The 22,972-nt window shown below is 70.6% G+C and carries 26 protein-coding genes and 2 pseudogenes; 12 read left to right on the top strand and 16 right to left on the bottom strand.

Annotated elements, in window-relative coordinates; all coding sequences use genetic code 11:
- Positions 1–19 precede the first annotated feature (19 nt).
- The 8 genes and pseudogenes from ABD340_RS23085 to ABD340_RS23050 all read right to left on the bottom strand — a co-directional run bounded on the left by ABD340_RS23085 (position 20) and on the right by ABD340_RS23050 (position 6,664).
- Entirely contained in the window at positions 20–796 is a 777-nt protein-coding gene (locus ABD340_RS23085) for a crotonase/enoyl-CoA hydratase family protein (RefSeq protein WP_344591519.1), read from the bottom strand.
- Positions 793–1,581 carry a VOC family protein gene (locus tag ABD340_RS23080; protein ID WP_344591517.1) on the bottom strand — a complete coding sequence of 263 codons (789 nt, stop codon included), beginning with the start codon at positions 1,579–1,581 and terminating at the stop codon, positions 793–795. Before ABD340_RS23080 ends, ABD340_RS23085 begins: the two co-directional genes overlap by 4 nt.
- A gap of 104 nt (positions 1,582–1,685) precedes the next feature.
- Complete coding sequence (locus ABD340_RS23075; RefSeq protein WP_344591515.1) at positions 1,686–2,912, bottom strand: acetyl-CoA carboxylase biotin carboxylase subunit; 1,227 nt, start codon at positions 2,910–2,912, stop codon at positions 1,686–1,688.
- Between the two features lie 8 nt (positions 2,913–2,920).
- Positions 2,921–3,121: an acyl-CoA carboxylase biotin carboxyl carrier protein subunit gene (locus tag ABD340_RS23070; RefSeq protein ID WP_344591513.1), complete on the bottom strand. Its 201-nt coding sequence runs from the start codon at positions 3,119–3,121 to the stop codon at positions 2,921–2,923.
- Between the two features lie 43 nt (positions 3,122–3,164).
- Positions 3,165–3,710, bottom strand: coding sequence for a carboxyl transferase domain-containing protein (locus ABD340_RS23065; protein WP_344591512.1), 546 nt, complete (start codon positions 3,708–3,710; stop codon positions 3,165–3,167).
- 229 nt (positions 3,711–3,939) lie between these two features.
- On the bottom strand, positions 3,940–4,959 hold the full coding sequence (locus ABD340_RS23060) for an ABC transporter substrate-binding protein (RefSeq protein WP_344591511.1): 1,020 nt from the start codon (positions 4,957–4,959) through the stop codon (positions 3,940–3,942).
- A gap of 64 nt (positions 4,960–5,023) precedes the next feature.
- Positions 5,024–6,240 (bottom strand): annotated as a pseudogene (locus ABD340_RS23055) (acetyl-CoA C-acetyltransferase).
- Positions 6,233–6,664, bottom strand: coding sequence for an acyl-CoA thioesterase (locus ABD340_RS23050; RefSeq protein WP_344591510.1), 432 nt, complete (start codon positions 6,662–6,664; stop codon positions 6,233–6,235). Before ABD340_RS23050 ends, ABD340_RS23055 begins: the two are co-directional and overlap by 8 nt.
- A gap of 190 nt (positions 6,665–6,854) precedes the next feature.
- Between ABD340_RS23050 and ABD340_RS23045 the strand changes: the two genes are divergently transcribed.
- From ABD340_RS23045 to ABD340_RS23035, 3 genes are all read left to right on the top strand, one after another.
- Positions 6,855–7,469 carry a TetR/AcrR family transcriptional regulator gene (locus ABD340_RS23045; RefSeq protein WP_344591508.1) on the top strand — a complete coding sequence of 205 codons (615 nt, stop codon included), beginning with the start codon at positions 6,855–6,857 and terminating at the stop codon, positions 7,467–7,469.
- Positions 7,470–7,573: 104 nt separating this feature from the next.
- Entirely contained in the window at positions 7,574–8,290 is a 717-nt protein-coding gene (locus ABD340_RS23040; RefSeq protein WP_344591506.1) for a biotin transporter BioY, read from the top strand.
- On the top strand, positions 8,287–9,012 hold the full coding sequence (locus ABD340_RS23035) for an energy-coupling factor ABC transporter ATP-binding protein (protein ID WP_344591504.1): 726 nt from the start codon (positions 8,287–8,289) through the stop codon (positions 9,010–9,012). The genes ABD340_RS23040 and ABD340_RS23035 overlap by 4 nt, the downstream gene beginning before the upstream one ends.
- 265 nt (positions 9,013–9,277) lie before the next feature.
- Here ABD340_RS23035 and ABD340_RS23030 read toward each other — a convergent pair whose 3' ends face one another.
- The gene (locus ABD340_RS23030; protein WP_344591503.1) at positions 9,278–9,817 is read right to left on the bottom strand and encodes a hypothetical protein; all 540 of its coding nucleotides are present in this window, start codon (positions 9,815–9,817) and stop codon (positions 9,278–9,280) included.
- 539 nt (positions 9,818–10,356) lie between these two features.
- Between ABD340_RS23030 and ABD340_RS23025 the strand changes: the two genes are divergently transcribed.
- The 4 genes and pseudogenes from ABD340_RS23025 to ABD340_RS23015 all read left to right on the top strand — a co-directional run bounded on the left by ABD340_RS23025 (position 10,357) and on the right by ABD340_RS23015 (position 11,782).
- On the top strand, positions 10,357–10,731 hold the full coding sequence (locus ABD340_RS23025; RefSeq protein WP_344591501.1) for a chorismate mutase family protein: 375 nt from the start codon (positions 10,357–10,359) through the stop codon (positions 10,729–10,731).
- A gap of 272 nt (positions 10,732–11,003) precedes the next feature.
- The gene (locus ABD340_RS23020) at positions 11,004–11,267 is read left to right on the top strand and encodes a tryptophan 2,3-dioxygenase (protein ID WP_344591500.1); all 264 of its coding nucleotides are present in this window, start codon (positions 11,004–11,006) and stop codon (positions 11,265–11,267) included.
- Between the two features lie 9 nt (positions 11,268–11,276).
- Positions 11,277–11,486, top strand: a pseudogene (locus tag ABD340_RS48015) (tryptophan 2,3-dioxygenase family protein); the annotation flags it as partial.
- Between the two features lie 107 nt (positions 11,487–11,593).
- Positions 11,594–11,782 carry a tryptophan 2,3-dioxygenase gene (locus ABD340_RS23015; RefSeq protein WP_344591498.1) on the top strand — a complete coding sequence of 63 codons (189 nt, stop codon included), beginning with the start codon at positions 11,594–11,596 and terminating at the stop codon, positions 11,780–11,782.
- Between the two features lie 211 nt (positions 11,783–11,993).
- Here ABD340_RS23015 and ABD340_RS23010 read toward each other — a convergent pair whose 3' ends face one another.
- Genes ABD340_RS23010 through ABD340_RS23000 form a run of 3 tightly spaced genes read right to left on the bottom strand, consistent with a single transcriptional unit; the run spans position 11,994 to position 13,173 of the window.
- Positions 11,994–12,269 (bottom strand): hypothetical protein, encoded by a 276-nt coding sequence (locus ABD340_RS23010; RefSeq protein WP_344591497.1) that lies wholly within the window; start codon positions 12,267–12,269, stop codon positions 11,994–11,996.
- Between the two features lie 23 nt (positions 12,270–12,292).
- The gene (locus ABD340_RS23005) at positions 12,293–12,847 is read right to left on the bottom strand and encodes a hypothetical protein (RefSeq protein ID WP_344591496.1); all 555 of its coding nucleotides are present in this window, start codon (positions 12,845–12,847) and stop codon (positions 12,293–12,295) included.
- Positions 12,847–13,173: a PadR family transcriptional regulator gene (locus ABD340_RS23000; protein WP_344591495.1), complete on the bottom strand. Its 327-nt coding sequence runs from the start codon at positions 13,171–13,173 to the stop codon at positions 12,847–12,849. The genes ABD340_RS23005 and ABD340_RS23000 overlap by 1 nt, the downstream gene beginning before the upstream one ends.
- Before the next feature lie 63 nt (positions 13,174–13,236).
- Between ABD340_RS23000 and ABD340_RS22995 the strand changes: the two genes are divergently transcribed.
- Complete coding sequence (locus tag ABD340_RS22995; RefSeq protein WP_344591494.1) at positions 13,237–13,401, top strand: hypothetical protein; 165 nt, start codon at positions 13,237–13,239, stop codon at positions 13,399–13,401.
- On the opposite strand, the gene ABD340_RS22990 is transcribed toward ABD340_RS22995, so the two are convergent.
- Genes ABD340_RS22990 through ABD340_RS22975 form a run of 4 tightly spaced genes read right to left on the bottom strand, consistent with a single transcriptional unit; the run spans position 13,386 to position 17,841 of the window.
- A complete protein-coding gene (locus ABD340_RS22990) occupies positions 13,386–14,042 on the bottom strand; it encodes a winged helix-turn-helix domain-containing protein (RefSeq protein ID WP_344591492.1) in 657 nt (218 codons plus the stop codon). The genes ABD340_RS22995 and ABD340_RS22990 overlap by 16 nt on opposite strands.
- A gap of 54 nt (positions 14,043–14,096) precedes the next feature.
- A complete protein-coding gene (locus ABD340_RS22985; protein WP_344591490.1) occupies positions 14,097–15,764 on the bottom strand; it encodes a right-handed parallel beta-helix repeat-containing protein in 1,668 nt (555 codons plus the stop codon).
- Entirely contained in the window at positions 15,761–16,519 is a 759-nt protein-coding gene (locus ABD340_RS22980; RefSeq protein WP_344591488.1) for a helix-turn-helix transcriptional regulator, read from the bottom strand. Before ABD340_RS22980 ends, ABD340_RS22985 begins: the two co-directional genes overlap by 4 nt.
- Positions 16,516–17,841 carry a hypothetical protein gene (locus ABD340_RS22975; protein ID WP_344591486.1) on the bottom strand — a complete coding sequence of 442 codons (1,326 nt, stop codon included), beginning with the start codon at positions 17,839–17,841 and terminating at the stop codon, positions 16,516–16,518. Before ABD340_RS22975 ends, ABD340_RS22980 begins: the two co-directional genes overlap by 4 nt.
- A 146-nt stretch (positions 17,842–17,987) precedes the next feature.
- Here ABD340_RS22975 and ABD340_RS22970 point away from each other — a divergent pair, with 146 nt between their 5' ends.
- The 4 genes from ABD340_RS22970 (at position 17,988) to ABD340_RS22955 (ending at position 22,970) form a co-directional block, all read left to right on the top strand.
- Entirely contained in the window at positions 17,988–18,656 is a 669-nt protein-coding gene (locus ABD340_RS22970) for a response regulator transcription factor (RefSeq protein WP_344591485.1), read from the top strand.
- A complete protein-coding gene (locus ABD340_RS22965) occupies positions 18,653–19,972 on the top strand; it encodes a sensor histidine kinase (protein WP_344591484.1) in 1,320 nt (439 codons plus the stop codon). Before ABD340_RS22970 ends, ABD340_RS22965 begins: the two co-directional genes overlap by 4 nt.
- A gap of 194 nt (positions 19,973–20,166) precedes the next feature.
- On the top strand, positions 20,167–22,002 hold the full coding sequence (locus ABD340_RS22960; protein ID WP_344591482.1) for a fibronectin type III domain-containing protein: 1,836 nt from the start codon (positions 20,167–20,169) through the stop codon (positions 22,000–22,002).
- Between the two features lie 11 nt (positions 22,003–22,013).
- Positions 22,014–22,970, top strand: a complete 957-nt coding sequence (locus ABD340_RS22955; RefSeq protein WP_344591481.1) for an AAA family ATPase — start codon at positions 22,014–22,016, stop codon at positions 22,968–22,970.
- Positions 22,971–22,972 lie beyond the last annotated feature (2 nt).

The following is a 22,972-nucleotide window of genomic DNA, read 5'->3' as shown; positions in this document are numbered from 1 at the left end:
GGAACCGCCGCCCGCCGGTTCAGCGGCCGCTGAACCGAGGGGCGCGTTTCTCCGCGAACGCCCGCGCGCCTTCCTCTGCGTCATCGGACTTCCAGACCGGTGACACCAGGCCGTGCTGGCGTTCCCATGCCTGGTCCGGATCCCAGGACGGCGACGCGGTGAGCACGTCCTTGCTCGCCAGCACACCGAGCGGGGCGTTGCGCGCGATCGCGCGTGCCAGTATGAGCGCCTGATCGAGCGCCTGCCCTGGCTCGGCGACGACGTTGACGAGGCCGAGCTCGTGCAACCGCCCGGGAAGGACCTCGGCACCGGTGAGGGCGATCTCCATCGCGACGTTCGCCGGCAGCCGGCGGGGCATCTGCAGCAGTCCTCCGCCATCGGCGACCAGCCCCCGGCGCACCTCCGGCAACCCCATCCTCGCATCGCGCGAGGCGACCACCAGATCGCAGGCCAGGACGATCTCGAAACCGCCCGCCAGCGCGAACCCCTCGACCGCGGCGACGACCGGTTTGCGGGGCGGTACGCGGGTGATACCGGCGAAACCCCGCTCCGGGTCTTCGCCGACCTCGCCGCGCAGAAAGGCCTTCAGGTCCAGGCCCGCGCTGAAGCCGCCGCCGGCGCCGGTCAGCACGCACACGCGAAGCCGAGGGTCGGCGTCGAAGTCGCGCATGATCGCCGCCGCCGCGGCGGCGAGCGCGTCGTTGACCGCGTTGCGCGCCTCGGGCCGGTTCAAGGTGACCACCAGGACGCCGTCCTCGCCCTTGTCGGCGAGGACCGGTTCGGTCGACGGGTTCATCGGTCTGCTCCGATCAGGACACGGCCGATGGCGAGCCCCGCCGGGGGCCCTCCTTCGGCTTCTACGTGGGCCACTCCGGGCGGCGATCCGGCGCGGACGACGAGGGAGCGCCGCCCCCATGAGATCCGGAGTTCGTCATCGCCGTCCCGGCGCACCGATCCGCCGAGAAGGTCGCCGAACAAGGACGCCGACGCGCCGAGATCGACCGAGTGCAGCACCGTGGGTCCCAGCGTCGCCGTCCGGAGTGGTGCTTCGTCCCAGACGGAGGTCCACCAGCACGGGTCCGCCGCTCCGCGGTTGCTCGGGTATCGGGAGGCGTCACGGTCACGGGAGGCCAGCAACTCCGCATCGCCGGGAAACCGCCGCGTGGTCTGGGCCAGCTGGACGACGACCCCGTGGATCGCGTCCGGAGCGAGGAACGCCTCGCGCCAGGGCGGATGGCCGAGATCGTCGTTGACGACCGCGAGCCCCTGGCGGCGCGCCCGCTCCACGGTCGCCGCGAGGTCGGAGACGATGAAGGTGAGGTGGTGCGGCGCGTCCCCGTGCCGGGCGAGGAATCGTGTGAGGAAGCCGTCGCCCCGGGCGTCCATCAACTCCAGGCGCGCCCCGGCCCGCTCGTCGCCGACATGGAAGAGCAGGTACCGGAATTCGGGCAGTACCTCCCCCGCGATCGGCGTCGCTCCCAGGTCCCGCCTCAACCGGCGCACCCAGTACGCCATATCGCGGACCGCGAAGGAGGTGTGGTCGAACTCCGTGCCGGTCACCCGCTGATCGACTTGAGCCACGCCCTGTCCTCGATGAGGTCACGGCACGTCTCCGCGTGCCGCCACTGGTCGGTCGCGAGGAGGGCGCGGTGGAACGGGATGAGAGTGGCCACGCCCTCGATGCGTTAGTCCTCCAGCGCGGCGAGCATGTTGGCCGTCGCCCGTTCCCGGTTCTCGCCCCACACGACCAGCTTCGCCATCAGCGGGTCGTAGTACGGCAGGACCCGCGTCCCCTTTTCGACTCCGGAATCGATCCGCACGTGCGGCCCTGCGGGTTCTGCGTATTCGGTGATCTCGCCCGGTGCCGGCAGGAACCGCTTGCTCGCGTTCTCGGCGTTGATCCGGCACTCGATCGCGTGCCCGGACAGCCTGATCTCGTCCACCGGGACGGCGAGCGGGAGTCCCGCCGCGACGAGCAACTGCTGCTCGACGATGTCCACTCCGGTCACCATCTCGGTGACTCCGTGTTCGACCTGGATGCGGGTGTTCATCTCCAGGAAGTAGTAGTCCGCCCCCACCAGGAGGCCCTCGACGGTGCCCGCCGAGCGGTAGCCCACGGCGCGTGCGGCGTCGACGGCGATGCGCCCGATCCGTTCCCGCAGTTCCGGTGAGACCTGGGGCGCGGGCGATTCCTCGATGAGCTTCTGGTGGCGGCGCTGCACCGAGCAGTCGCGCTCGAAGAGGTGGATCACGTTGCCGTGGGTGTCGGCCAGGACCTGCACCTCGACATGGCGCGGGTCGTGGAGATAGCGCTCGAGGTAGACGGTGCCGTCGCCGAAGAAGCGCTCGCTCTCACCGCGCGCCTCCTCGATCGCCCGGCCCAGTTCCTCCGGCGAGTTCGCGACACGGAACCCCTTGCCGCCGCCCGCACCCGACGCCTTGACCGCCACGGGATACCCGATGTCCCAGGCGAGCGTCAGCCCATGCTCGAGGTCGCGGACCGGTTCGAGGGAACCGGGCACCACGGGCACGCCGGCCTCGGTCATCACAGCGCGAGCGGAGATCTTCGAGCCCATCGCGCGCGTCGCGGACGGCTTGGGGCCGATGAACACCAGCCCGGCCTGTTCGCATGCCTCGGCGAACTCCGCGCTCTCGGCGAGCAGCCCGTAGCCGGGGTGGATCGCCTCCGCTCCGCTCTCGCGTGCCGCCTCCAGGACGCGGTCGATTCGCAGATAGCTCTCAGCGACAGGTGCGGGACCGATGCACACCGCGCGGTCCGCGGCCTTGACGTGGAGAGCGTCGGCCTCCGCCTCGGAGTACACCGCGACGCTCTCGATGCCCATGCGCCGCAGGGTGCGGAACACCCGGATCGCGATCTCGCCGCGGTTGGCGACGAGGACGCGTGAGAACACGGCCGCGCTCATCCGAGGGTGACCAGCGTGTCGCCGTCGGACACGGCCGCTCCTTCGGCGACGTGCACCGTGACCACGGTTCCGGATTCCTCGGCCTCGATCGGGATCTCCATCTTCATCGACTCGAGGGCGCCATCGTCGACCTTGTCGCCCTCCTTGACGAGGACCTTCCACACGACCGCCGTGGTGTCGGATTCGATAACGCTCATGGCATTTCCTTTCGTGACTTGCGGAGCAGCGCCGGGGGCGGTGTCAGGGCCGGACGCTCCAGCGCCGCCGCTGCGGCCCCAGGCTGGTGCGGACCCTGGCGAGCGAGGCGTTGAGGAAGGCGCACACGATCTCGCGGGTGTCGCGCGGGTCGATCATGCTCTCGACGCCGAACGCCTCGGCGGTGCGCCACGGGTCGGCGAGCGCCAGCATCCGCTCCTCGGCGAGCCTGCGGTATTCGACGGGGTCTTCGGCGGCCTCGATCTCGCGTTTGAAGCCTGCTTCGACGCCGCCCTCCACCGGCAGGTCGCCCCATTCCGCGGTCGGCCAGGCGATGCGCAGGCTCAGGCTGTCGGGGCTCGAGGTGGCCGAGACCGCCATGCCGTAGGCCTTGCGCACCTGGATCGTGACGACCGGGACCTCGGCCTCCACGATGGACTGGATCGCTCGCATGCCCCATCGCACGACATTGCCGCGCTCGGCTTCGGGTCCGACCATGAAGCCGGGGACGTCCACGAAGTAGACGATGGGCAGGTGGAACGTGCTGCACGTGTCGACGACGGCCTGCCCGCGAACTCGGCCAGGCCGCACACGTAGCTGGAGGGAAGTTTGCCGAGGAGCTCGCCCGTGGCGTCGACGTCGTCGTAGGCCGCGAACTCGCCGACCTCGTAGAACGCGCTCGACGCCCGCGCGATCCGTTCACGGATCGTGTAGCGCCCCTGCTCGTGGGCGCGGTCGACGCGCCGCTGCCCGCCCAGCTCTCGGGCTCGCACGCGGCGCCGTTCCAACTCCTCCAGCGCGTCTTTCCAGCTGAAACTCACTACATGACCTTTCTGTCCGCGGCACCATCGCCGGTCCCGCCGCCCGCCGCGGAGGCTTCGCGGGCGAACACGCCCACACCGTGCTGCCGCTGGAAGCGCCGGTCCATCTCGGCGAGCAGCGTTCCCGGTTCGGGGAACACGTCCGCCGGGTCCATCTGGTAGTAGTCGCCGGCACCGAGCGCGGACCCGGCCGACTCGGAGAACGTGGTGCCCCATCCTTCACCGAGGAAGTCGACGAAGGGCTGGGTCATACCGGCGGCCCGCATCTGGGCGGCCATCTTGCCCGCGTCGGCTTGGAACGCCCCGCTCATCAGGACGTCGGGGCGTGCGTTGTTCGCGCGGGTCAGCAGCGTGGAGTATTCGGCGGCCCCGTCGGCGTAGGTCTGCCGCGAGACGCTGGCCACGCCGTTTCTTTTGAAGACATCGTCGAGGCCGCCGTAGTAGGAGTCGAGGAACGAGAAGTCACCGGCGATGCTCGCGACCCTCCTGACCCCGAGAACGGAGGCCGCGAAGTCGGCGGCGACGCGCGCGAAGTTGGAGACCGAGGCCGAGACGATGACGAGATTGTCGGACTGGGCGGTCAGGTAGTCGGCGGACGCGAACGACACGACCGCGCCCAGCTCGTACCGCCGCAGCACGACGCCGGCCGCCTGCGCCTGACCGCTGGTGACGAAGCCGGTGAGCGCGAAGAGGTCGCCGTCGCCCGCGAACTTCGCGGCGATCGTGGTCGCCGCCTCGGTCTCGAGCTGATCGTCGGCCTTCCTGAAGACGATCCGCTTCCCCTTGAACGGGCCGGCCTGGATCCCGCCCTTCTCGTTGAGGTACTGCGCGGCGAGTCTGGCGCCGTTGACCATGTCCCGGCCCGTCTCGGCCGAATCGCCGGTCAGGGGTGCCGCGACAAGGATCCGGATCTCATCGACGTTGCCGCCCTCGCGCTCGAAGGCGCCGCACGCCGCCAGCGTGAGTGAGAGCGCGACCAGGACCGCGGTGCCGACCGACCGCCGTATGCGGTACTTCATAGGCATTCCTTCCGTCCGTACACCCCGGAGGCCCCGGCCGCACGCGGTCGCGAGCCCGAAATCCTCAGGACAGTCGTTCCAGGACCATCGCCATGCCCTGGCCTCCGCCGACGCACATGGCCTCGAGCCCGATCTCCTTGTCGTTCGCCTTCAGCGAGTGCAGGAGAGTCGCCGTGATCCGCGCGCCGGTCGATCCGAAGGGATGGCCGAGCGCGATCGCTCCTCCGTTGACGTTGAGCCGGTCGTCGGGAATTTCCAGCTCCCGCTGGCAGGGCAGGACCTGAGCGGCGAAAGCCTCGTTCACCTCGAACTGGTCGACGTCGGCAACGGTCATTCCGGCCAGGGCGAGCGCTCTGCGCGTCGCCTCGACGGGGCCCACGCCCATGATCTCCGGCGACAGCGCGGTCACCGCCGTCGACACGATTCGCGCCAGCGGCCGGATCCCGAGTTCGCGTGCGCGCCTGTCGCTCATGACGACGAGCGCGGCGGCTCCGTCGTTGAGCGGACAGGCGTTGCCCGCGGTGACGCGGCCGTCCGGGCGGAACACGGTGCCAGCGCCGCGAGGCCCTCGGCCGTGGTCCCCGGCCGCGGCGAGTCGTCGGTGGCGACCGTCGTTCCGTCGGCGCGGACGTACGGAGTGATGTCGGCCTGCCAGAACCCCGCCTCGGCGGCGGCGCGGGCGCGCTGCTGGGAGGCGAGCGCATAGGCGTCCATGTCGGCGCGAGTGACGCCGTAGTGGAGCGCGACGTTCTCGGCCGTCTGCCCCATCTCGAGATAGACGTCCGGCATCCGCTTCCACTGTCGCGGATCGTTCCACCCCGTGGAACCGGCGACCTGTGACGCCGAACGCTCACGCGCCTCGTCGAACGCCGGATTCATCGTGCCCGGCCAGGAGTCCGACTCGCCGCGCGCGTAGGCGGAGACCGATTCGACACCGGCCGACACGAACACCTCTCCCTCGCCGGCCCGGATGGCGTGCATGGCCATGCGCGTGGTCTGAAGGCTGGACGCGCAGTACCGCGTCAAGGTCACGCCCGGGATATCGTCGCGGCCGATCAGAACGGAGACGACACGGGCCATGTTGAAGCCCTGCTCGCCACCCGGTGATCCGCACCCCAGGAGCAGATCGTCGACCGGCACGCCCTCCAGCTGGGGCAGCGAGTCCAACACCGCCTGAACGACCTGGGCCGCCATGTCGTCCGGTCGTTCGTCCCGCAACGACCCCTTGTCCGCACGGCCGATCGGCGTCCGCGCCGTGGCCGCGATGACCGCCTCAGACATGGGGCTGCTCCTGCCGCCGCACCGCGGACCACGCAGCGGCGTTGTGCCGCTCGGCGTCCGTGAGGGGTCTGGGTTTGCGCAGGACCCTGTCCCACATGACGGCCGTGACCGCGGCCCGCACGACATCCCTGCCGTCCGGCGTCCGGACGAGTTCGGTCGTCGTCAGGCTGCTCGACCCGACCCGCGTGATGTCGAAAGTGACGTCGATGCGATCGTTCGACCGAACGGTCTCGGCCAGAAAGTCGATCTCGACCCGCGCCACCACGTACTCGTCCGGGGACTCCACACCGACGGCCGCGCGCAGCCACTCGGTCCGCGCCTCGTCCAGGAGCGTCAACATCGTCGCGTGGTAGACGTGGCCCTGGTGGTCGAGATCACGCCACCGCAGCGCCACCGCGACCGAGGCCTGCCCGTCCTGATGCACATGATCTCCGATCTATACATATCGAACGATCCAAAAAAATAGGCACCTCGCAACCGAGACGTCAACCCTTACGAGCAGAGGTTTCTTGAGGTCAGCCCAAGAGAGGGCCTGTTACAGTGGGCGTCGCCCCACCCTCAAGCCTTGTCTATATAGATCAAGTGACATAATTTAGAGCTCGGAAGGAGAGACGGTGCCCAAGGTCGTGGATCATGACCTGCGGAGGTCGGAACTCGCGGACGCGGCGCTGGCCATCGCCGCTGAGCACGGGATCAAGGCCGTGACGACCCGGGCGGTCGCGGAACGGTCAGGCTGGTCGACAGGGGTCCTCAACCATTACTTCAAGTCCCACCGCGACCTGCTCCTGGGCGCGCTGCGCCGCGCCGCCGAGATCCAGGGCCGCATGTTCCGCGAGTTGCGGCTCGACGCGACCACCGATCCCCTGCGGCGCCTGAAGCTCTTCGTCGAAAGCGTCCTCCCCCTGGACGACCGGCGCGTCGCGATGACGAGGATCTTCCTCGTCTTCTATGCCGAGGCCGCCGCCGACCCGGCTGCTCGCGAGGAGGTGGCCGACTACCTCCACAACTGGCGACGGGTGGTCGAGCGCATCATCGTCGAAGCCCAGAAGACGGGGCAGGTCGACCCCGCGCTGTCCGCTTCGCGACTGGCGGTCGAACTGGTGGGCCTCTCGGACGGCCTGGCCATGCACGCCATGCTCGACCCCGACATCCTCGCGCAGCTGACAGCTCACGGGTTCGAACTCACGCTGCTCGACAGACACTGGCGCTTGGCCCCTGCGGGACCGTGACGCCCTGTTTGTGAGGTCCTGCGAGGAGCAACGCCGTCGGGCCTGGCTGACCTGACCGGAGCACAGCTCCGCCGCAACGCACTTTCCACACGAAAGACGACGCGATGACCGACAGCACCAACGACAACCGGGTGAAGGACACCGGCAAGCCCGGCACCACAGAGACCATCGCGGCGATCACGTCCCAGACCGCCGCCTCCGAGACGGCGCCCCCGGACGGTGCCGAGCAGACTCTCACCGAGCCTCGCCAGAGCGTTCTCGCGCCGCAAGACCTCGCGCTCATCGCGCTGTTCGCGGCGGTCATCGCCGTTCTCGGCCTGCCCGGCGCGATCCCCGTCTTCGGCTCGCCCGTGCCGGTCACCGCACAGACCCTCGGCGTCATGCTGGCACCGAGCATCCTGGGCGCACGCCGAGGCGCGCTGGCCGTCATCGCGTTCCTCGTCCTGGTCGCGGCCGGTCTGCCCCTGCTGTCCGGCGGACGCGGCGGGCTGAGCGCCCTCGCGGGGCCGACCGCCGGGTACCTGGTCGGATGGGCCTTCGGCGGGTACGTCACAGGCGTGCTCGTCGACCGGGTCCTCCCCAGGTACCGGTTCTGGACAGGTCTGCTGTTCAACGTCGTCGGCGGTATCGCGGTGATCTACGCGTTCGGCATCCCGGTGACCGCCTGGCGCACCGGGAGCTGGGAGCTGGCGACCCTCTGGAGCGCGATCCAGTACCTCCCCGGCGACGTGGTCAAGGCGGCCTTCGCCGCCGCCATCGCCGCCGGTGTGCACCGCTCGTACCCCGTCCCGCGCGCCGGACGTCCCCAGGGGCGCGCGTGATCGAACTCGCGAACGTCACGCACGGGTACGGCGACCGCCCGGTCCTGCACGACATCTCGCTGCGGCTGACGGAACGGCGGATCGGGCTGATCGGTGCGAACGGCTCGGGCAAGTCGACCCTGGCCAGGCTGCTCAACGGCCTGATCCTGCCCGACTCGGGACAGGTCCTGGTCGACGGCCTGGACACCATGAAGCAGGGCCGGGCCGTACGGCGGAAGGTCGGCTTCGTGTTCCCCGACGCCGGAACTCAGATCATCATGCCGACGGTCGCCGAGGACGTGACGGTCGGCCTGCGAAACCGGGGCCTGTCCAAGGAGGAAGTGGCCGCCCGCGTCACCGACGTCCTGGCCAGGTACGGGCTCGCGGACCACCACGACCATGCGGCGCATCTGCTGTCCGGCGGCCAGAAGCAGATGCTCGCACTGGCGGCGGTCCTGGTCACCGAGCCGGAGATCCTGGTCTGCGACGAGCCGACCACCCTGCTCGACCGGCGGAACGTGCGAACCGTCATGGAGACGCTGCGCACCCTGCCCCAGCAGGTCATCCTGCTCACCCATCAACTGGAGACCTTGGACGACTTCGACCGGGTCCTGGTCGTGGGCGAAGGGCGCGTCGTCTTCGACGGATCCCCCGGCAACGCGATCGACCACTACATCGAGTCGATCGACGCCGGGGCGGTCCCGGTGGGCGACCAGGCCGGCGAGCCGATCCGCGACCTCTGAAGCACGCCGCGCCCCTGACCAGGAACCCTGTGGGGTGCGGAAACCGATGCGGCGACCCCAAACGCATCGGCCCCTACCGGCTGCGCGCCCGTCTGGGCTGACCACTCCGCATATCCCGATCCGACCACTGCCCTTGGGACGTCGTTGGCTACGACAGCTCATCGGCACCGCTGATGCCAGCGCTCTCGCTCGACAAGCCGGCGCCGTGGGGCGCACTACTGGGGATCACTGTGCGCGACCTCGCGGATCGCTTGTCCAGCGGAGCTCACAGCAGTCCGTAGGCGGAGAGCGTCTTGTCCGTGGAAGTCCACAAGCGGACGTCCGAATTACCGATCTTCTCAGACGGTTGTACCCCTTGAAAATTAACTTGTTCGGGGCAAAGTATCACCAGAATGGGGAGTATGGGCACCTTCATGCCGGCGACAGTTTCGACGTGAGTGTAGATGTGCTGTTTGAATTCCTGAAGCGTCCCGAGGTCCGTCTGAGCCTCCCTGCTCGCTTCGTTGCCGTCATTCTTGGCTTTCCACTGCGTCAGTATCAGGGGCTTGTCCGGGGTGATCGGGACATTGGAGGGCAGGTTGTAGGCGATATCGAAGGCTCTTCTCAGGCCCTTGACTTTGAATTCGCGCTGGTAACTCACCGTCGGGCGGCGTGCGGTCTGCCAAAGCAGAAACTGGATGAGCGCCCATTGCTCCCATCCGCCACCCCCCTTGAGGGCGCGGGCGGTTTCGATACTTTGAATTTCCGCATTGATCCATGTCCAGAAGTCGTTGAAGCCTTGCTGGGGGGTGATGGCTTCGGGCATGGATCTTCTCCTGTCAGTGCGTGGACGCTCCTGACTTCACTGCATCCGAGTAGCAGGCGGCAGTCAAGTGAAAGGCGGCATTCGGCCATTGTCCTCGTGTGGCCACTATGTTTGTGCGAATGCCAGGGCGAGGCTCAAACAGGTTTCGAGTCACTTTGCTTCTCTGTCGCATCCTGAGCCACGCCCCACACCGTTCCACGGCCTTACGGATCCGCTGAGATCGCGGGTACGGAGGGTGAGCTGCGGGGCGAAAGGTGCCGGGCCGGTGCACGCCGCCGCGCGTCCGGCGGACCGGCGGTGCCGACCTGGCTGCGTCCCGTGAGCCGCACCACGGACCGGACGTGCCCCGTCTTGACGCGGCTGGTCGGTGGTCCGCTGCACAGAGGCCATACGGCAGTCACCCGTTCAGGGGACCACATATGGCTCGCCCGGGTGACGACATCGAGTGGGCACAGTTCCTAGTCTCTGTCGCGTGTTCGACGCCTCTCCCTTCATAGTTCGACGGTGTCGAGCTGGATCTGGCCGGCAACCACCTGACGATGGCCGACATCGCCAAGACCCGCTCCCGCGGTCTGGGAACCGAGTTGGCCGCACTCGACATGACCGTGGCGGACGTCATCGCCGCCGGGCACGAGTACAAGGTCGTGCAGCGGGAACTCTTCGACCTGTGGACGGAACACCCGGAACTGGCACCGACCGAACGTCCCGATCTGGCCACTGAGGTGCGCCCCGAGCTAGACCGGATCACCGTCGCATTCATCGATCAGCTGGTAGGCACGGTGGAACTACGCAGCTCGCCCCTGCGCTGCAAGGCCTTGCTGAACATTGCCAAGATGAAGGCCAACCATCAATACGGCCTCGACCGGCTGCACCGCCGTGCCCTGCGGGGAGCGATCCAGCCGGTATGCGCGTGATTCCATAACGGTCGCCTCGCCACGCTTCACGTGTCTGTCGCAAGGTCCTGCGTTCTGGAAGAGCCGATCGAGGCCGCCCGCAGATCTGGTGGCCCAGGGGCACTCAGGCCGCGGCGGGTTCAGCGTGTGACCTTGTGGTCGAAGGCCCGGAGTCCGGCGATCAGGCGTGCGGTTTCCCGCGGTGAAGCTGGGACCCACGCGATCACCTGAACCGAATCCGCGATCGACCTGGTCGAATGCGCTCGGCGGCTACGTATTGGAGTCAACCTTTGATGGAGCATGAAGCGGTCATCGGCCGGTCCCGGGACTCGGCCCGGCCGGAGCGCGGGGCGGAGACCGCGCAGGGGGAGTCGCTGCTCGACTTCACTATCGGCAGCGTCAACGAGGGCGGTACGCCCTACATCGGTCACCGCCAGGTCGAGGTCCTGCTGTGCCTGGAGTACCCGCGTACCGAGCAGGCGGCGGAGCTGTTGTTCTACGTCACCGGGAAGACGCAGGAGTTGTTGTTCAAGCTGTTGTTCACCGAGGTCAACTGAGCGCGGGACCTGCTGCTGGACGACCTGCTGGAGCCGGCCTTATGGCGCCTGCGCCGTGCCGTGCACGTCCAGCGGATGCTCACCGCCTCCTGGAAGCGGCTGAGCAAGATCACGCCTGCGGAGTTCGCGGCGCTGCGGGACGAACTGGGGACGGAGTCGGGGGCGCAATCCGCCATGTACCGCTCTTTCAGGTACCGCCGGCTGGAGTTCGCGCTCGGTGGCAAGTCGCCGGAGGTGGCCGCGGCGTTCTCGGCGGTGCCCCGGCTCCACACCTTGATCCAGGCCACGCTGCGGGCGCCGAGCCTGTACGACGCGGTGCTGACGCTGTGCCGCATCGGGGTGCGGACATCCCCGCGGAGTGCGTCGAACGCGACTTCGCCCGGCCGTACGAGCCGCATCCCGCGGTCGAGCAGGCGTGGGCCGGGATCTACCGCGAGGCGGACGGCGAGTTGTACTCACTCGCCGTGGCGCTGAACGAGCTGGACCACGGGTCGGTGGTGTGGAACCAGTCGTAGAACCAGTAGACCGCGCCGGTGAGATCGCGATGAGTGCTGGGCATGGTGCGCCTCAGGGATGCGGGTCCGAGCAGTCGTACGGCCGGCGTCATCGAGAAGCGGGCGCTGGTCTGCACTCGCAGTGGTGAACCGCGTCACAACGTCCGCCCGTTATCCGGGCCACCTGACCGGTGGCCCCCCTTCGGGTCGTTTGGTGGCTGCGGTCCGGTGGTCAGGCAGGGGGAGAGGGTGAGGTGTCCTGGTGGGCAGGCTCGGGGTTTCCGGTCATCCAGCGCAGCAGGCGGAAGGCGCGCTCGCTGGTGGTGCGCGGGCTGAAGACCGCTGCGGTCAGGATGAGTAGAACGACGGCGAGTTCGGCGGTGAAGAGGATGGCCGCGAGTCCGGGGTCGAGGAAGGCGACGGCTGCCGGGACGGCCAGCAGGGTGGCGGCCAGCCCGAATGATGCCTTGCGGCGTGCGGGAGTGGAGTTGGTGGCTGGGGTGGTCATTGCCTCGCTCCGGGAGGGGCCGGCTAGGGGCGCCGGCGGGACAGGTGAGCGGTCCAGCTGCGCACGATGACGGCCGGCGCGTGGACCGAGAAGTCGCGCAGCAGCTCGCGGTGTTCGTCAGGGGCGTGGTCGTGCAGCGCCTCGGCGATGTCGTCCAGCCACCGTTGCCGGGCCTGCGGCGGCATGAGCAGCGAGACGGCCCAGGTCGGCCACCCTCCCACCTCGACGCGGGTGGGGTGCCGTGTGGCCTGGCCCTGGCATCGCTCGCCCCAGTAGGTGATCCCGCCCGTCACCAGACGGCGGGCCCCGTTCTCAACGGGCAGTCCCACGAAGCCGTCGACCAGGCCGTAGAGACGTCGGAAACAACGCCATAGGAAACCCCCGGCTCCGGTGCGGGGAATGGCGAGGGCGATGACATGGCCAGAGGATTGGCTGCTGCCGCCGGTGTGGGGCTCGGTGCCAGCAGCGATCAAGAGGACGAGGGCGAGGCCGGCCCCACCGATCACGCCGGTCAGTATCGACGCGCTGATGATCCCGACGGTGAGGACACGGGCGCCACGGGTGAGTGCGGCGACCATCAGAGGGTGCCGCCTTCTCCGGCCAGGTCGCGCAGGGCGGTGGTGCGGGGGCGGCGGGCTTTGGCCAGGGCGGCGCCGGCCTGGGCGGCGCCGGTGGCGGTGAGCCGGTAGTACCGGCGGGCGGGGCGCCCTTCGGCGTGGGGGTCGATGTCCTCCTTGCGGGAGGTGACCCAGCCGGCCTGCTCCAGGCGGAGCAGGATCGGGTGGGTGGTGCCGGGCATCAGTCCGGTCTCGTCGGCGAGCTGGCGCCCGTACATCTCGTGGGCGGGGTTGCGCAGCAGTGCCCGCAGCACCAGCTGGGTCTGCAACGTCATCCGTGGGGGCATGTCTGAACTCTAACTAGGGTCCAGCTGGATGTCCATCTATGGAATGCCATGTCGCCGGGGCCGATGTCGACGTCTTCGCGGCCGCGCGGAACAGCTTCGACTGCCTGGTCGGACGGCTCGCCGAACGCCTCGGTGACGCCGGTGCCGCGCACGGCCGAGGAACTCCTGGTCATCTTGACCGACGCCAAGGGGATCGTGATGCGGGTGCGCGGTCAGCGGATCATGTAGCCGACGCCGCGTACGGTGTGCAGGATCTGCCGGGGGCCGAGCTTGCGGCGGAGCTGTGCGATCAGTACGTCGAGCACGTTGGAGTTGGGGGGCACGTACTCGTCCCAGACCTCCGCGATCAGGTCGCGCCGGGTGACCGGTTCGCCGGCGGCGGCCACCAGCCGGTGGAGGACCTGGAATTCCTTGGCGGTCAGGATGAGCAGGGTGCCGGCGCGGCGGGCCTCGTGTCGGCCGGTGTCCAGCTCCAGGTCGCCGTGACGCAGGACCGGGAGCGTTACGGTGGTGCCGCCGCGCCGGCAAAGGGCGCCCACGCGGACCAGCAGTTCGGCCATGGCGAACGGTTTCACCAGGTAGTCGTCGCCGGCCCGAAGGCCGTCGGTGCGGTCGCGCACGGTGTCCCGTGCGGTCAGGAAGAGCACCGGTACGGGCCAGCCGCCGCGGCGCCGTTCGATCACGTAGGCGAGCGCGTCGCCGCCGGGCAGCATGCGGTCGAAGACCGCGCCGTCGTAGGCGTTGACGCTGAGCGCCTCGTCCGCCTCGGGCAGGTCGGCCGCGGTGTCCACGGCGTAGCCCGCGCCGCGCAGCGCACCGTCGACCGCGATCCGGAGATTCTCGTCGTCCTCAGTGACGAGTATTCGCACAACCACAGAAGATAGCTCAGCCCCCGGACGAGTGATCCCACGGCCCTCCCGGGGTCATGTGCGGCGGACGCCGTCTATGGCGGTTCGTACGTCGTCGGCGGTCAGAAGGCGGAGCTGGTCGGGGCCGGGCATGTGGCCGAGGCCGCGGAGGCGGCGTGCCTGGGCCGTGCGGGCGCTCTCGAAGAGCTTGCGCGCGTCGCGGGCGTTGCCGAAGTCGGTCTCACGAGAGATCCGCGTGAAGTACGCCCCCAGCTCCGGTGTGCCCGACGGGTCCAGCTCATAGTCACCGGCCCGCACCATCCGCCCGATGATGTCGGTCAACTCCGCCGGCGTGTAGTTCTCGAACTCCACCGTACGGGCGAACCGGGAGGCCAGCCCGGGGTTGGCGGCGAGGAACCGCGCCATCTCGCCGGTGTAGCCGGCCACGATCACCACGATCTCCTCGCGGTGGTCCTCCATCAGCTTGACCAGCGTGTCGATGGCCTCCTGGCCGAAGTCGTTGCCGCCGCCCCCCTGCCGGGACAGCGTGTACGCCTCATCGATGAAGAGGACACCGCCCAAGGACTCCTCGAAGACCTGCGCGGTCTTCTCGGCGGTGTGCCCCACGTACTGGCCGACCAGGTCGCGCCGGGCCACTTCACGGAAACCCCCGCCGGGCAGCACACCGAGTTCGGCGAGGAGGCGGCCGTACGTGCGCGCCACCGTCGTCTTACCGGTGCCGGGCGCGCCGGCGAAGACCAGGTGGTGGCCGATGGTGCCGGTGGCGAGCCCGGCCTGGCGCCGCCAGGCGTTCACACCGATCTCGTCCACCAGGCCCCGTACCTCGGACTTCACGCCGGGCAGCCCGACCATGGCGTCCAGCTCGCCGAGTAGTTCCTCCAGCGTGGTGCCGCCGCCGCGGGTACGCTCCGCGGAATCGCTCACCTTCGTCTCCGAGCCGGGCGCGAGCAAGACGCCCGGCTCGGCGGTGTTGCTCACCTCGCAGGCCTCGACCGCGCCGGCGCAGCCGGCACTGATCTCCACGCCGACGCCGCGGGTGTCGGAGATGCGTGTTTCCCGGAGCACGGGCGCGGCGCGGTGCGCCACCACGACCCCGGCGCCTCCGGTACGCCCGATCGCGCAGCTCTGCAGCACCGGCCGGGCGTGCTGGAAGACGTAAAGCCCACGTTGCCCGCAGCCGGTCACCGTGCAGGAGCGCAGCACCGGATCCGCGCCGAGGCCGATGATCATGCCGTCCCCGGCGACGTTATCCACGATCACGTTCTCCAGGGAACCGGACGCCCCTTCGATCAGCAGCCCGTGCTCGGCGTCGGCGACGGTGGTCTCCCGTACGCTCACCGGCCCGGTACCCCGGATCGCGATGCCCGGCCCCCGTAGGCCCTTCAGCGCGCAGCGCGCCACCGTCACCTCGGCCCCATCGGCCTGCACCCCACCGGCACCCCCGGTCACGGTCAGCCCGTGCAGCCCGATCGAACCGCCGCTGACCCGCAGCACCGGCCGGTCGGCCCCGGAGCCGTCCAGCACCACCTCGGCGCCCTCGAAGGCCCGGAGCGTCACCTCGCGCCGCATCAACTCGAACGTCTCGGCGTACGTGCCGGCGGCTATCAGTACGGTGGTGCCGTCCGCGGCCTCGGCGAGCGCGTCGCCGATGGTCGCGTACGCACCATGCCGCTCCGGGTCCACCAGGACCGACCGGCCCTGGCTCGCGGCCGTCAGCGTCATCGGCTCGCCTCCGCCAGCCAGCCGCGGTCGGCGGCCTTGAGGCCGGCCTGGAAGCGGCTGCGCGCGCCGAGCCGACTCATGATCGCGGCCATGCTGCGCCGCACGGTACGGACCGAGACCTCCAGCCTCGCCGCGACCGCCGCGTCCGTGCAGCCCGCCGCCAGCAGCTTCAGCAGTTCCCTCTCCCGGTCGGACAGCTCCCCGTGCTCATGCGCCCCGCAGGTGCGGATCGGCACGGCGGCCGCCCAGGCCTGGGTGAACAGCCGGGTGATGGCCTCCACCACGCTGGGCAGGCGGAGCAACGCGACCCCGATCGCAGGCTCCTTGCCGCGTTGCTCACCGGGGAGCACCGCCAGCGCCCCGTCGATGATCACGGCATGGCCGGGCACCTCGGGCACGGTCCGTACGTCGGCACCGGCAAGGGCCAGCGCCTTCAGCCGAGTGGCCAGCGCGGGCACGATGCGGGCATGGTCCGGGAAGAGCACCCGGTAGCGCACGCCGCGCCGCAGGTTGTCGAGGTCGACCTGGCGGGGGATGCCGATCGGCTCACCGGTGGCGGCCGACAGCGGGCAGAGCACGACCACCTCGCGGGTGGCCGTGGCCAGCGCCGCGTCGATGCCGGCGTGGGCCGACGGCCGTGGCAGGCGCCGGGGCCGGTCCGGCTGGACCGGGCGGGGGGCGTGGCCGTGGCGGCGGACCGGCGTGGCCGGCGGACGCCGGTGGGCCGGCGGCTTCGTGAGGTGCGTGGTGGTCATGACAGTTCTCCTCCGATCGGCAGGGTGAGCGCGACGGCCGGCCCGTGCAGCCCGTCCAGCCGTTCCAGTCGAATGCGCAGGTCCTTGCTGTGCGCCGCGAGGCGCGCGGCCGCGTTGTCGGCCAGTTCGGGGGTGGTGGCGGCGATCCGCAGCATCCCGGAGAGTCCGGCGGTGTCCGCCGCGACGGCGACGGTGAGCGCGACACCGGGCTCGAGGGTGAGCAGCCGGTGCAGGGCGGCGGCCCGGTCCGCAGGCCCGTCCTCGTGCGCGGAGAGCGCCATGGCGAGCTGGGTGATCGGGCCGGCGTGCCAGTACCGCCACTGCTCGTGCAGGCGGTGGCGGCCCGGCCCGGTGTGGGTGAGTGCGATCAGCGTGGTGTGCAGCTCGTCCTCCGGTACGGCGCACAGAGTCACGCCCAGCCGGCGGGTGCGGCGCAGGATGCGGCGTACCGCGTTGCCCAGCGGGATCGCCACGGCCTCGTCGGAGGCGAAGTCCACGTCGCGCCGGGCCCGTACGGCCAGCCAGGCGCGGGGCACCTGCTGGTTCGGGCCCCGGTGGAGCACCAGCCGCAGCCCCAGGCGGGGGACGCTGTCCTCCGGCTCCGGCAGCAGCGCGTCGGAGAACACGGCGCGGGTGAGCGTCCGCGGGTCGCCCTCAGGCCGCAGCACCGCGACCAGTTCCTCGCGGCGGCTCACGGTGCCCGCGGGCACGCCGCCGAGGTTGGTGGAGCCGGCCCGTGCGCCGTCCGCCAGCCGGGAGAGCAGCGTGGCCGGGCGGTCGGCCGCGGTGGAGAGGTCGTGCGTACGGAAGCGGAGCGCCAGCCGTACCCGCCGTGCCAGGACCGCGGAGAGCCACTGGCGGTTCACCCGCAGGGCGGAGAGGGCGAGGAGCAGGACGGCGGCGCCGGCGAGCGCGACGGCCGGCGGCCACGGGCGCCCGGCCGCGGTGAAGGCGAGCACCAGGGCCAGCTGCCAGCAGATGATCCGGACGATCGGCAGCTCACCGGTCGGCTCCGGCGGCTGCGGCCGCGGGGAAACGGGGGTGGCCGGCGCGGGCAGCCCCACCGCCGCCGCGGCGGCCACCTGGGGTGCGGACTGCGACCGCTCGGCCGCCGCCTTGGGGCGTACGGCGGTGGCCGCCGCCTCGGCGGCCTGCTGCGCGACCTGGAGGGCCTGGGCCGGGGCGGTGTTCGCCCGCGCGGCCTGGACGACGGGGGGAGTGGGGCGAAGGTCGGTGTGCCGGGGCGCGGGCGCCGGAGCCTCCTGCCGCTCGGCCGTGGCCGGGCCGGTCTCCGGGCTGACCGTCTCGCCGGTCTCGCTCATGGGCACTCGTCCTGTTCCTGCCAGTAGCCGCAGCCCCGGTTCGTCGGGGTTAAGCTGCGGCTGCCATCACCGGATGCGATGACCTCGCGACCCCTACGATCCGGCGGGCAACATGAGGTTCCGATGACACGGGGAAAGGCCTGGTTATGCGGGTGCTGGTCGTGGAGGACGACGCGAATCTGCGGTTCGCCGTGACCACGGAGCTGGCCGGCAAGGGCCTCCAGGTGGATCAGGCGGCCGACATCGCGGGCGCGGACGCGTACCTGCGCGCGGGTGCGTACGACTGCGTGGTGTTCGACCGGATGCTCCCGGACGGAGACGCCGTCACGTACGTGCATGCGCGCCGACAGCGGGGCTGGGCGCTCCCGGTGCTCTTCCTGACCGCGCTGGACTCACTGGCTCAGCGGGTGGTCGGGTTCGAGCACGGCGGCGACGACTACCTGGTGAAGCCGTTCGCGATGCCGGAGATGACCGCCAGGGTGCTGGCGCTGGCCCGGCGCTCGGGTGCCAACCGGCCTTCGGTGCTGCGCCTCGCGGACCTGGAGTTGGACTCCGCGCGGCGCGAGGTGCGCCGCGGGGGCGTGATGCTCACCCTGACCAGCAAGGAGTTCGCCGTTCTCGAGTACCTGCTGACCCGGCCGGAGCAGGTCGTCGGCCGGGACGAGCTGATCGAGCACTGCTGGGACTCCAGCACCGACCCCATGTCCAACGTGGTCGACGTGACGGTACGCCGGCTGCGGGGCAAGCTTCGTACGCCTGAGCTGATCCACACCGTGCGCGGCCGCGGCTACCGGCTCGAAGGCTCGGGCGCGTGAGCACCCCCACGACCATCAGGGGCACCAGCGGCTCCGCCTCGGAAGGGTTGCGGCGGCTGCGCTGGTTGCTGACCGGGCTGTTCGCCGCGATGAACGCCGTCGGGCTGATCATCCTCGCCTGGCTCTTCATCGACCAGGACGCACAGGCGCGTGAGCAGGAACTGAACCTGGAGCTGCGCACGGTGACCGCGGTCGTGCAGCGTCTCGTGGTGCAGGACAAGGACGGTTCGCCGGATCTGGAGTTCGTCCCCGCCGACGAGATCGACCGCAAGTGCCCGCAGTTCGCGGTCCTCCCCGGCGGCGCGGGCAGCTTCACGCCGCACTACAGCAAGCAGGCCTGCGTGCCGTTCAAGGGCGTCGACCTCGCCGGCCACGCCGCGGACGCCGTGCGGACCGGAACCGTGAGGAGCGGGCTCGTCGAGGTCCGCGACGGCGACGGCGAGCCGACCGGCCGGTTCGCGGCGATCCGGGTGGAACCGTTCCGTAACGGCAACGGGCAGTTCGCGGGGGCGGTGGCCGCGGTCGCCGACGCCTCGCAATCCGACGACGCCCACGATCTGCTGACACTCACCGTCATCGGCGGCTGTACGCTCCTCATCCTCGCCCTCGTGGGTGCCGGCCACGTCATATCGGGCCGCGCCATCCGCCCCGCGGCGGCGGCATTGGAGCAGCAGGAAGTGCTGCTCGCCGAGACCGCGCACGACCTGCGTACGCCCGTGGCCGCCCTCCGCGCCCTCGCCGAGACCGCCATCACCAACCCCACCATGCGCGACGACCTGCTGTCGCGGACCGTGAAGCTCGCCGCGGACATGGGCGCCATCATCGACGGCCTGCTGGTCCGCGCCCGGCTCGCGGCCGGGGTGGAGCAACTCGCCATCCAGCCCGTCTGGCTCGACCAGCTCGTCACCACGGTGGTGGAGGAGACCCCCGCCGAGGGCGCACGCGTCGCGGTGAGCGCCGCCCCCACCAAGGTCAACGCCGACCCGGTGCTGATGCAGCGGGCCATCCGCAACCTGCTCACCAACGCGCTCCGGCACGGCAAGCGGCCCGGCGCTCCGGTGGCGATCGTGTCCATCACCGTGGCCGGCGGGCGGGTCGTCGTGGCCGACCAGGGGCCGGGCATCGACCCCGAGGCGGCCCGCGAGACCTTCGACCGCTTCACCAGTGGCGACGGCTCCACCGGCAGCGGCCTCGGCCTCTCCATCGTCCGCTGGGTGGCCCAGGCGCACGGCGGCGTGCTCCGCGTCTACAACGCCGAAGAGGGAGGTGCGATCTTCGAGCTGGCGCTGCCCCACGCGGACGGCGCAGGACTGTAGTGGCGCGACCTCCAGGCCGGGCCCCCTCCCGGGGCCGTGGCCATACGGTTGCGGCCGATGCCGGTCAGATTCGAGAAGTGGGACCGATGCTCGTTTACTGTCAGCGCGTGATCGCTTTGCTGCGCCGCGTTCTGTCTCCCCGCACGCGGCGGGATGGCGATGGGCCGGGCCCGCGTCGGCTACCTCTCGTCCTGGTGGCCTGCCTCTGCGCGGTGGCCGTGGCCGCGGCCGTGGTCGCGGGGGTGCGACCCGTCTCCGGTCTGGAGCTGCTGCAGGGCGGTCACTGGGTCTACAACGGCTCCGACGGTTCGATCTACCACGTCAACGGTGCCGCCAAGACGGTGGACGCCGGGCTGAAGCTTCCCGGTCTGGGGGCCGACACCCAGGTCGTGCAGAGCCCGTCGAGCGGTTTCGTGCTCGGCCGGAACCGGGTGACCGAGTTCGGCAAGTCGGACCTGCGGGTGCTGCGGACGTACCAGGCCCCGGCGGCGGACGAGCGCCCGGTCGCCCTAGAAGTCCCCGGCGGCCCCTATGCGGTCTACCGCAAGTCCGGCGTCATCTTCCGCATGAGCGACCCGCCCGCGGTGATCAGGGCCGGCGGCGGCTACCAGCTCGGCGATCCGGTGGTCACCCCCGACGGCTCTCTCTGGCTGCACCGCCTGGGTTCGACGGGGCATTTCTGCAAGCTGAGCCCGAAGGCCACCAAGGTGACCTGCCCGGCCTACGCCCCCGCGGGCCACAAGGGCGCGCTGACCGTGGTCGGCGACCGCCCGGTCTTCGTCGATACCACTTCGGACGAGCTCGTCCCCGTGGAGGCGGGCGAGCTCGGCGAGGGGACGCCGGTCGGCACGGACCTGAGCGACAGTGCGCTGGTGGCGCCCGTGGGCGCCGCCGGCAAGGTGGCTGTGGTGGACCGCGGGCAGCTGCACATGGCGGACGCCTCCACCCTCGGCACGGACCGTGCGGGAAGGGTCAAAAGCGTACGGCTGCCGTCCAGTGGCACTTTCTCCCCGCCCAGCGTGAGCGGCACCTCGGTCGTCCTGTTCGACCAGACGAACAACACGGTCCACGCGTACCGGCCGGACGGCGAGCCGATCCCGGGCGGCCGCATGACGATGCCGCCCGGCAGCGGCGGGCCGGCCGATCCGGCGGCGCCCCGGCTCCACCGCGGCGAGGACCAGCGTGTCTACGTCGACGACCCCAAGGGCCAGCACGTCATGGTGGTCGATCCCAACGGCCGGGTCGGCCAGGTCGACGTGCCCGGCAAGTTCAAGCCGAAGCGCAAGCCCCCGCAGCCCCCGCCCCCCGAGGAGACGGTCACCCCGAGCCCGCCCGAGCCGGAGAGGCCATCCCAGCCGGAGAGCCCGCCCAGGCCGGAGAGGTCGTCCGGGCCGGAGAGGTCGTCCGAGCCTTCCCGACCCCCAGCGCCGCCGCCGGCCAGGCGCGATTCCGTGCCGGCGGGCCCGCCCGGGGCGCCGTCCGTCAAGTACGACCGGCAGGGCGGCACGGTGGTGGTCAACTGGACCGCCCCAGAGGACAACGGTGCTCCGGTGACCGGCTACATCCTCACGTGGAGGGGGGACAAGTCGGGCGAAGCCAAGCTCGGTAAGGGCCGGCGTTCGTACGACCTGGCCCGGCTGACCCCCGGCGAGACCTACACGATCACGGTCCGCGCGAGGAACCGCGCGGGGCTGGGCACGGCGGCCAGAGTCAAGGTCGACACGGGGCCGGTCGTGGTCCTCACCCGCGGCCGGACCGGGGACTACAACGAGAACTGCCAGGCGCCGGAGTGCGCGAAGATGCATATCGAGATGTCCGGCTTCGAGCCGAACACGGAATACCACATCAAGCCCGTCGCTCCCAACGACGATTACTCCAACCCCGGCGCGACAGTGACCACGAACGGCAGCGGCCGCAACGAGACGGACCGCTTCGACTACAACGGCGTGGGCGAGCAGGTCTACATCGTGGTGGAGAAGGGCGGCACCGAGGTGGCCAGGTCCAGGACCATCGTGTGGCCCAACGGCTAGTGAGGACGACAGTGAACGGTGGCAATCCGGCGGAGGTCGCGGCGGCCATAGCGGCCAACGTCCAGCAGGTGATCAAGGGCAAGCCGGAGCTGATCCGGATGGCGCTGGCGGCCCTGCTGGCCGAGGGCCACCTGCTGATCGAGGACGTGCCCGGCCTCGGCAAGACCACGCTCGCCCGCTGTCTGGCCCGCAGCATCGGCGGGCGGTGGAGCCGCATCCAGTTCACCCCGGACCTGCTGCCCGGCGACGTCACCGGCGTCACGGTCTACCACCAGAAAGAGGAGCGGTTCGCGTTCCACCCCGGCGCGGTCTTCGCCAACATCGTGGTGGCCGACGAGATCAACCGCGGCACGCCGAAGACCCAGTCGGCGCTGCTGGAGGTGATGTCCGAGCGGCAGGTGACGGCGGACGCCATGGCCTACCAGGTGCCCCGCCCGTTCCTGGTGGTGGCGACGCAGAACCCGATCGAGATGGAGGGCACGTACCGGCTGCCCGAGGCGCAGCTCGACCGGTTCTTGATGCGGCTCTCGGTGGGCTACCCGGATCTGGCCGCGGAGGTCGAGGTGATCATGGACGACCGGGCCGGGGTGAGCCCGGACGACCTGCCCGAAGTGGTGGGGATCGAGGCCGTCCGGGACGCCGTGACCACCGTACGCGAGGGCCACGTGGATCCGGCCGTCGCCGATTACGCCGCACGGGTGGCGCGGGGTACCCGGGAGCACACGGACGTACGGTACGGCGCCAGCCCGCGGGGCTCCATCGCGCTGGTCCGTGCGGCCCAGGCGCTCGGGGCCGTCCAGGGCCGGCACTTCATCACCCCGGACGACATCAAGGAGGTGGCCGTCCCGGTCCTGGCCCACCGGCTGGTGCTCACTCCGGAGGCCGAGCTCAGCCGGCGGCCCACCCCGGACGTCGTCGGGGAAGTGCTCTCCACCACCCCCGCTCCCATGGCGCGCGCCGGGTCCTGACG

The sequence above is a fragment of the Actinomadura vinacea genome (assembly GCF_039532545.1).
GTDB classification, from domain to species: domain Bacteria; phylum Actinomycetota; class Actinomycetes; order Streptosporangiales; family Streptosporangiaceae; genus Spirillospora; species Spirillospora vinacea.
This window is presented reverse-complemented; position numbering and strand designations above follow the sequence as displayed.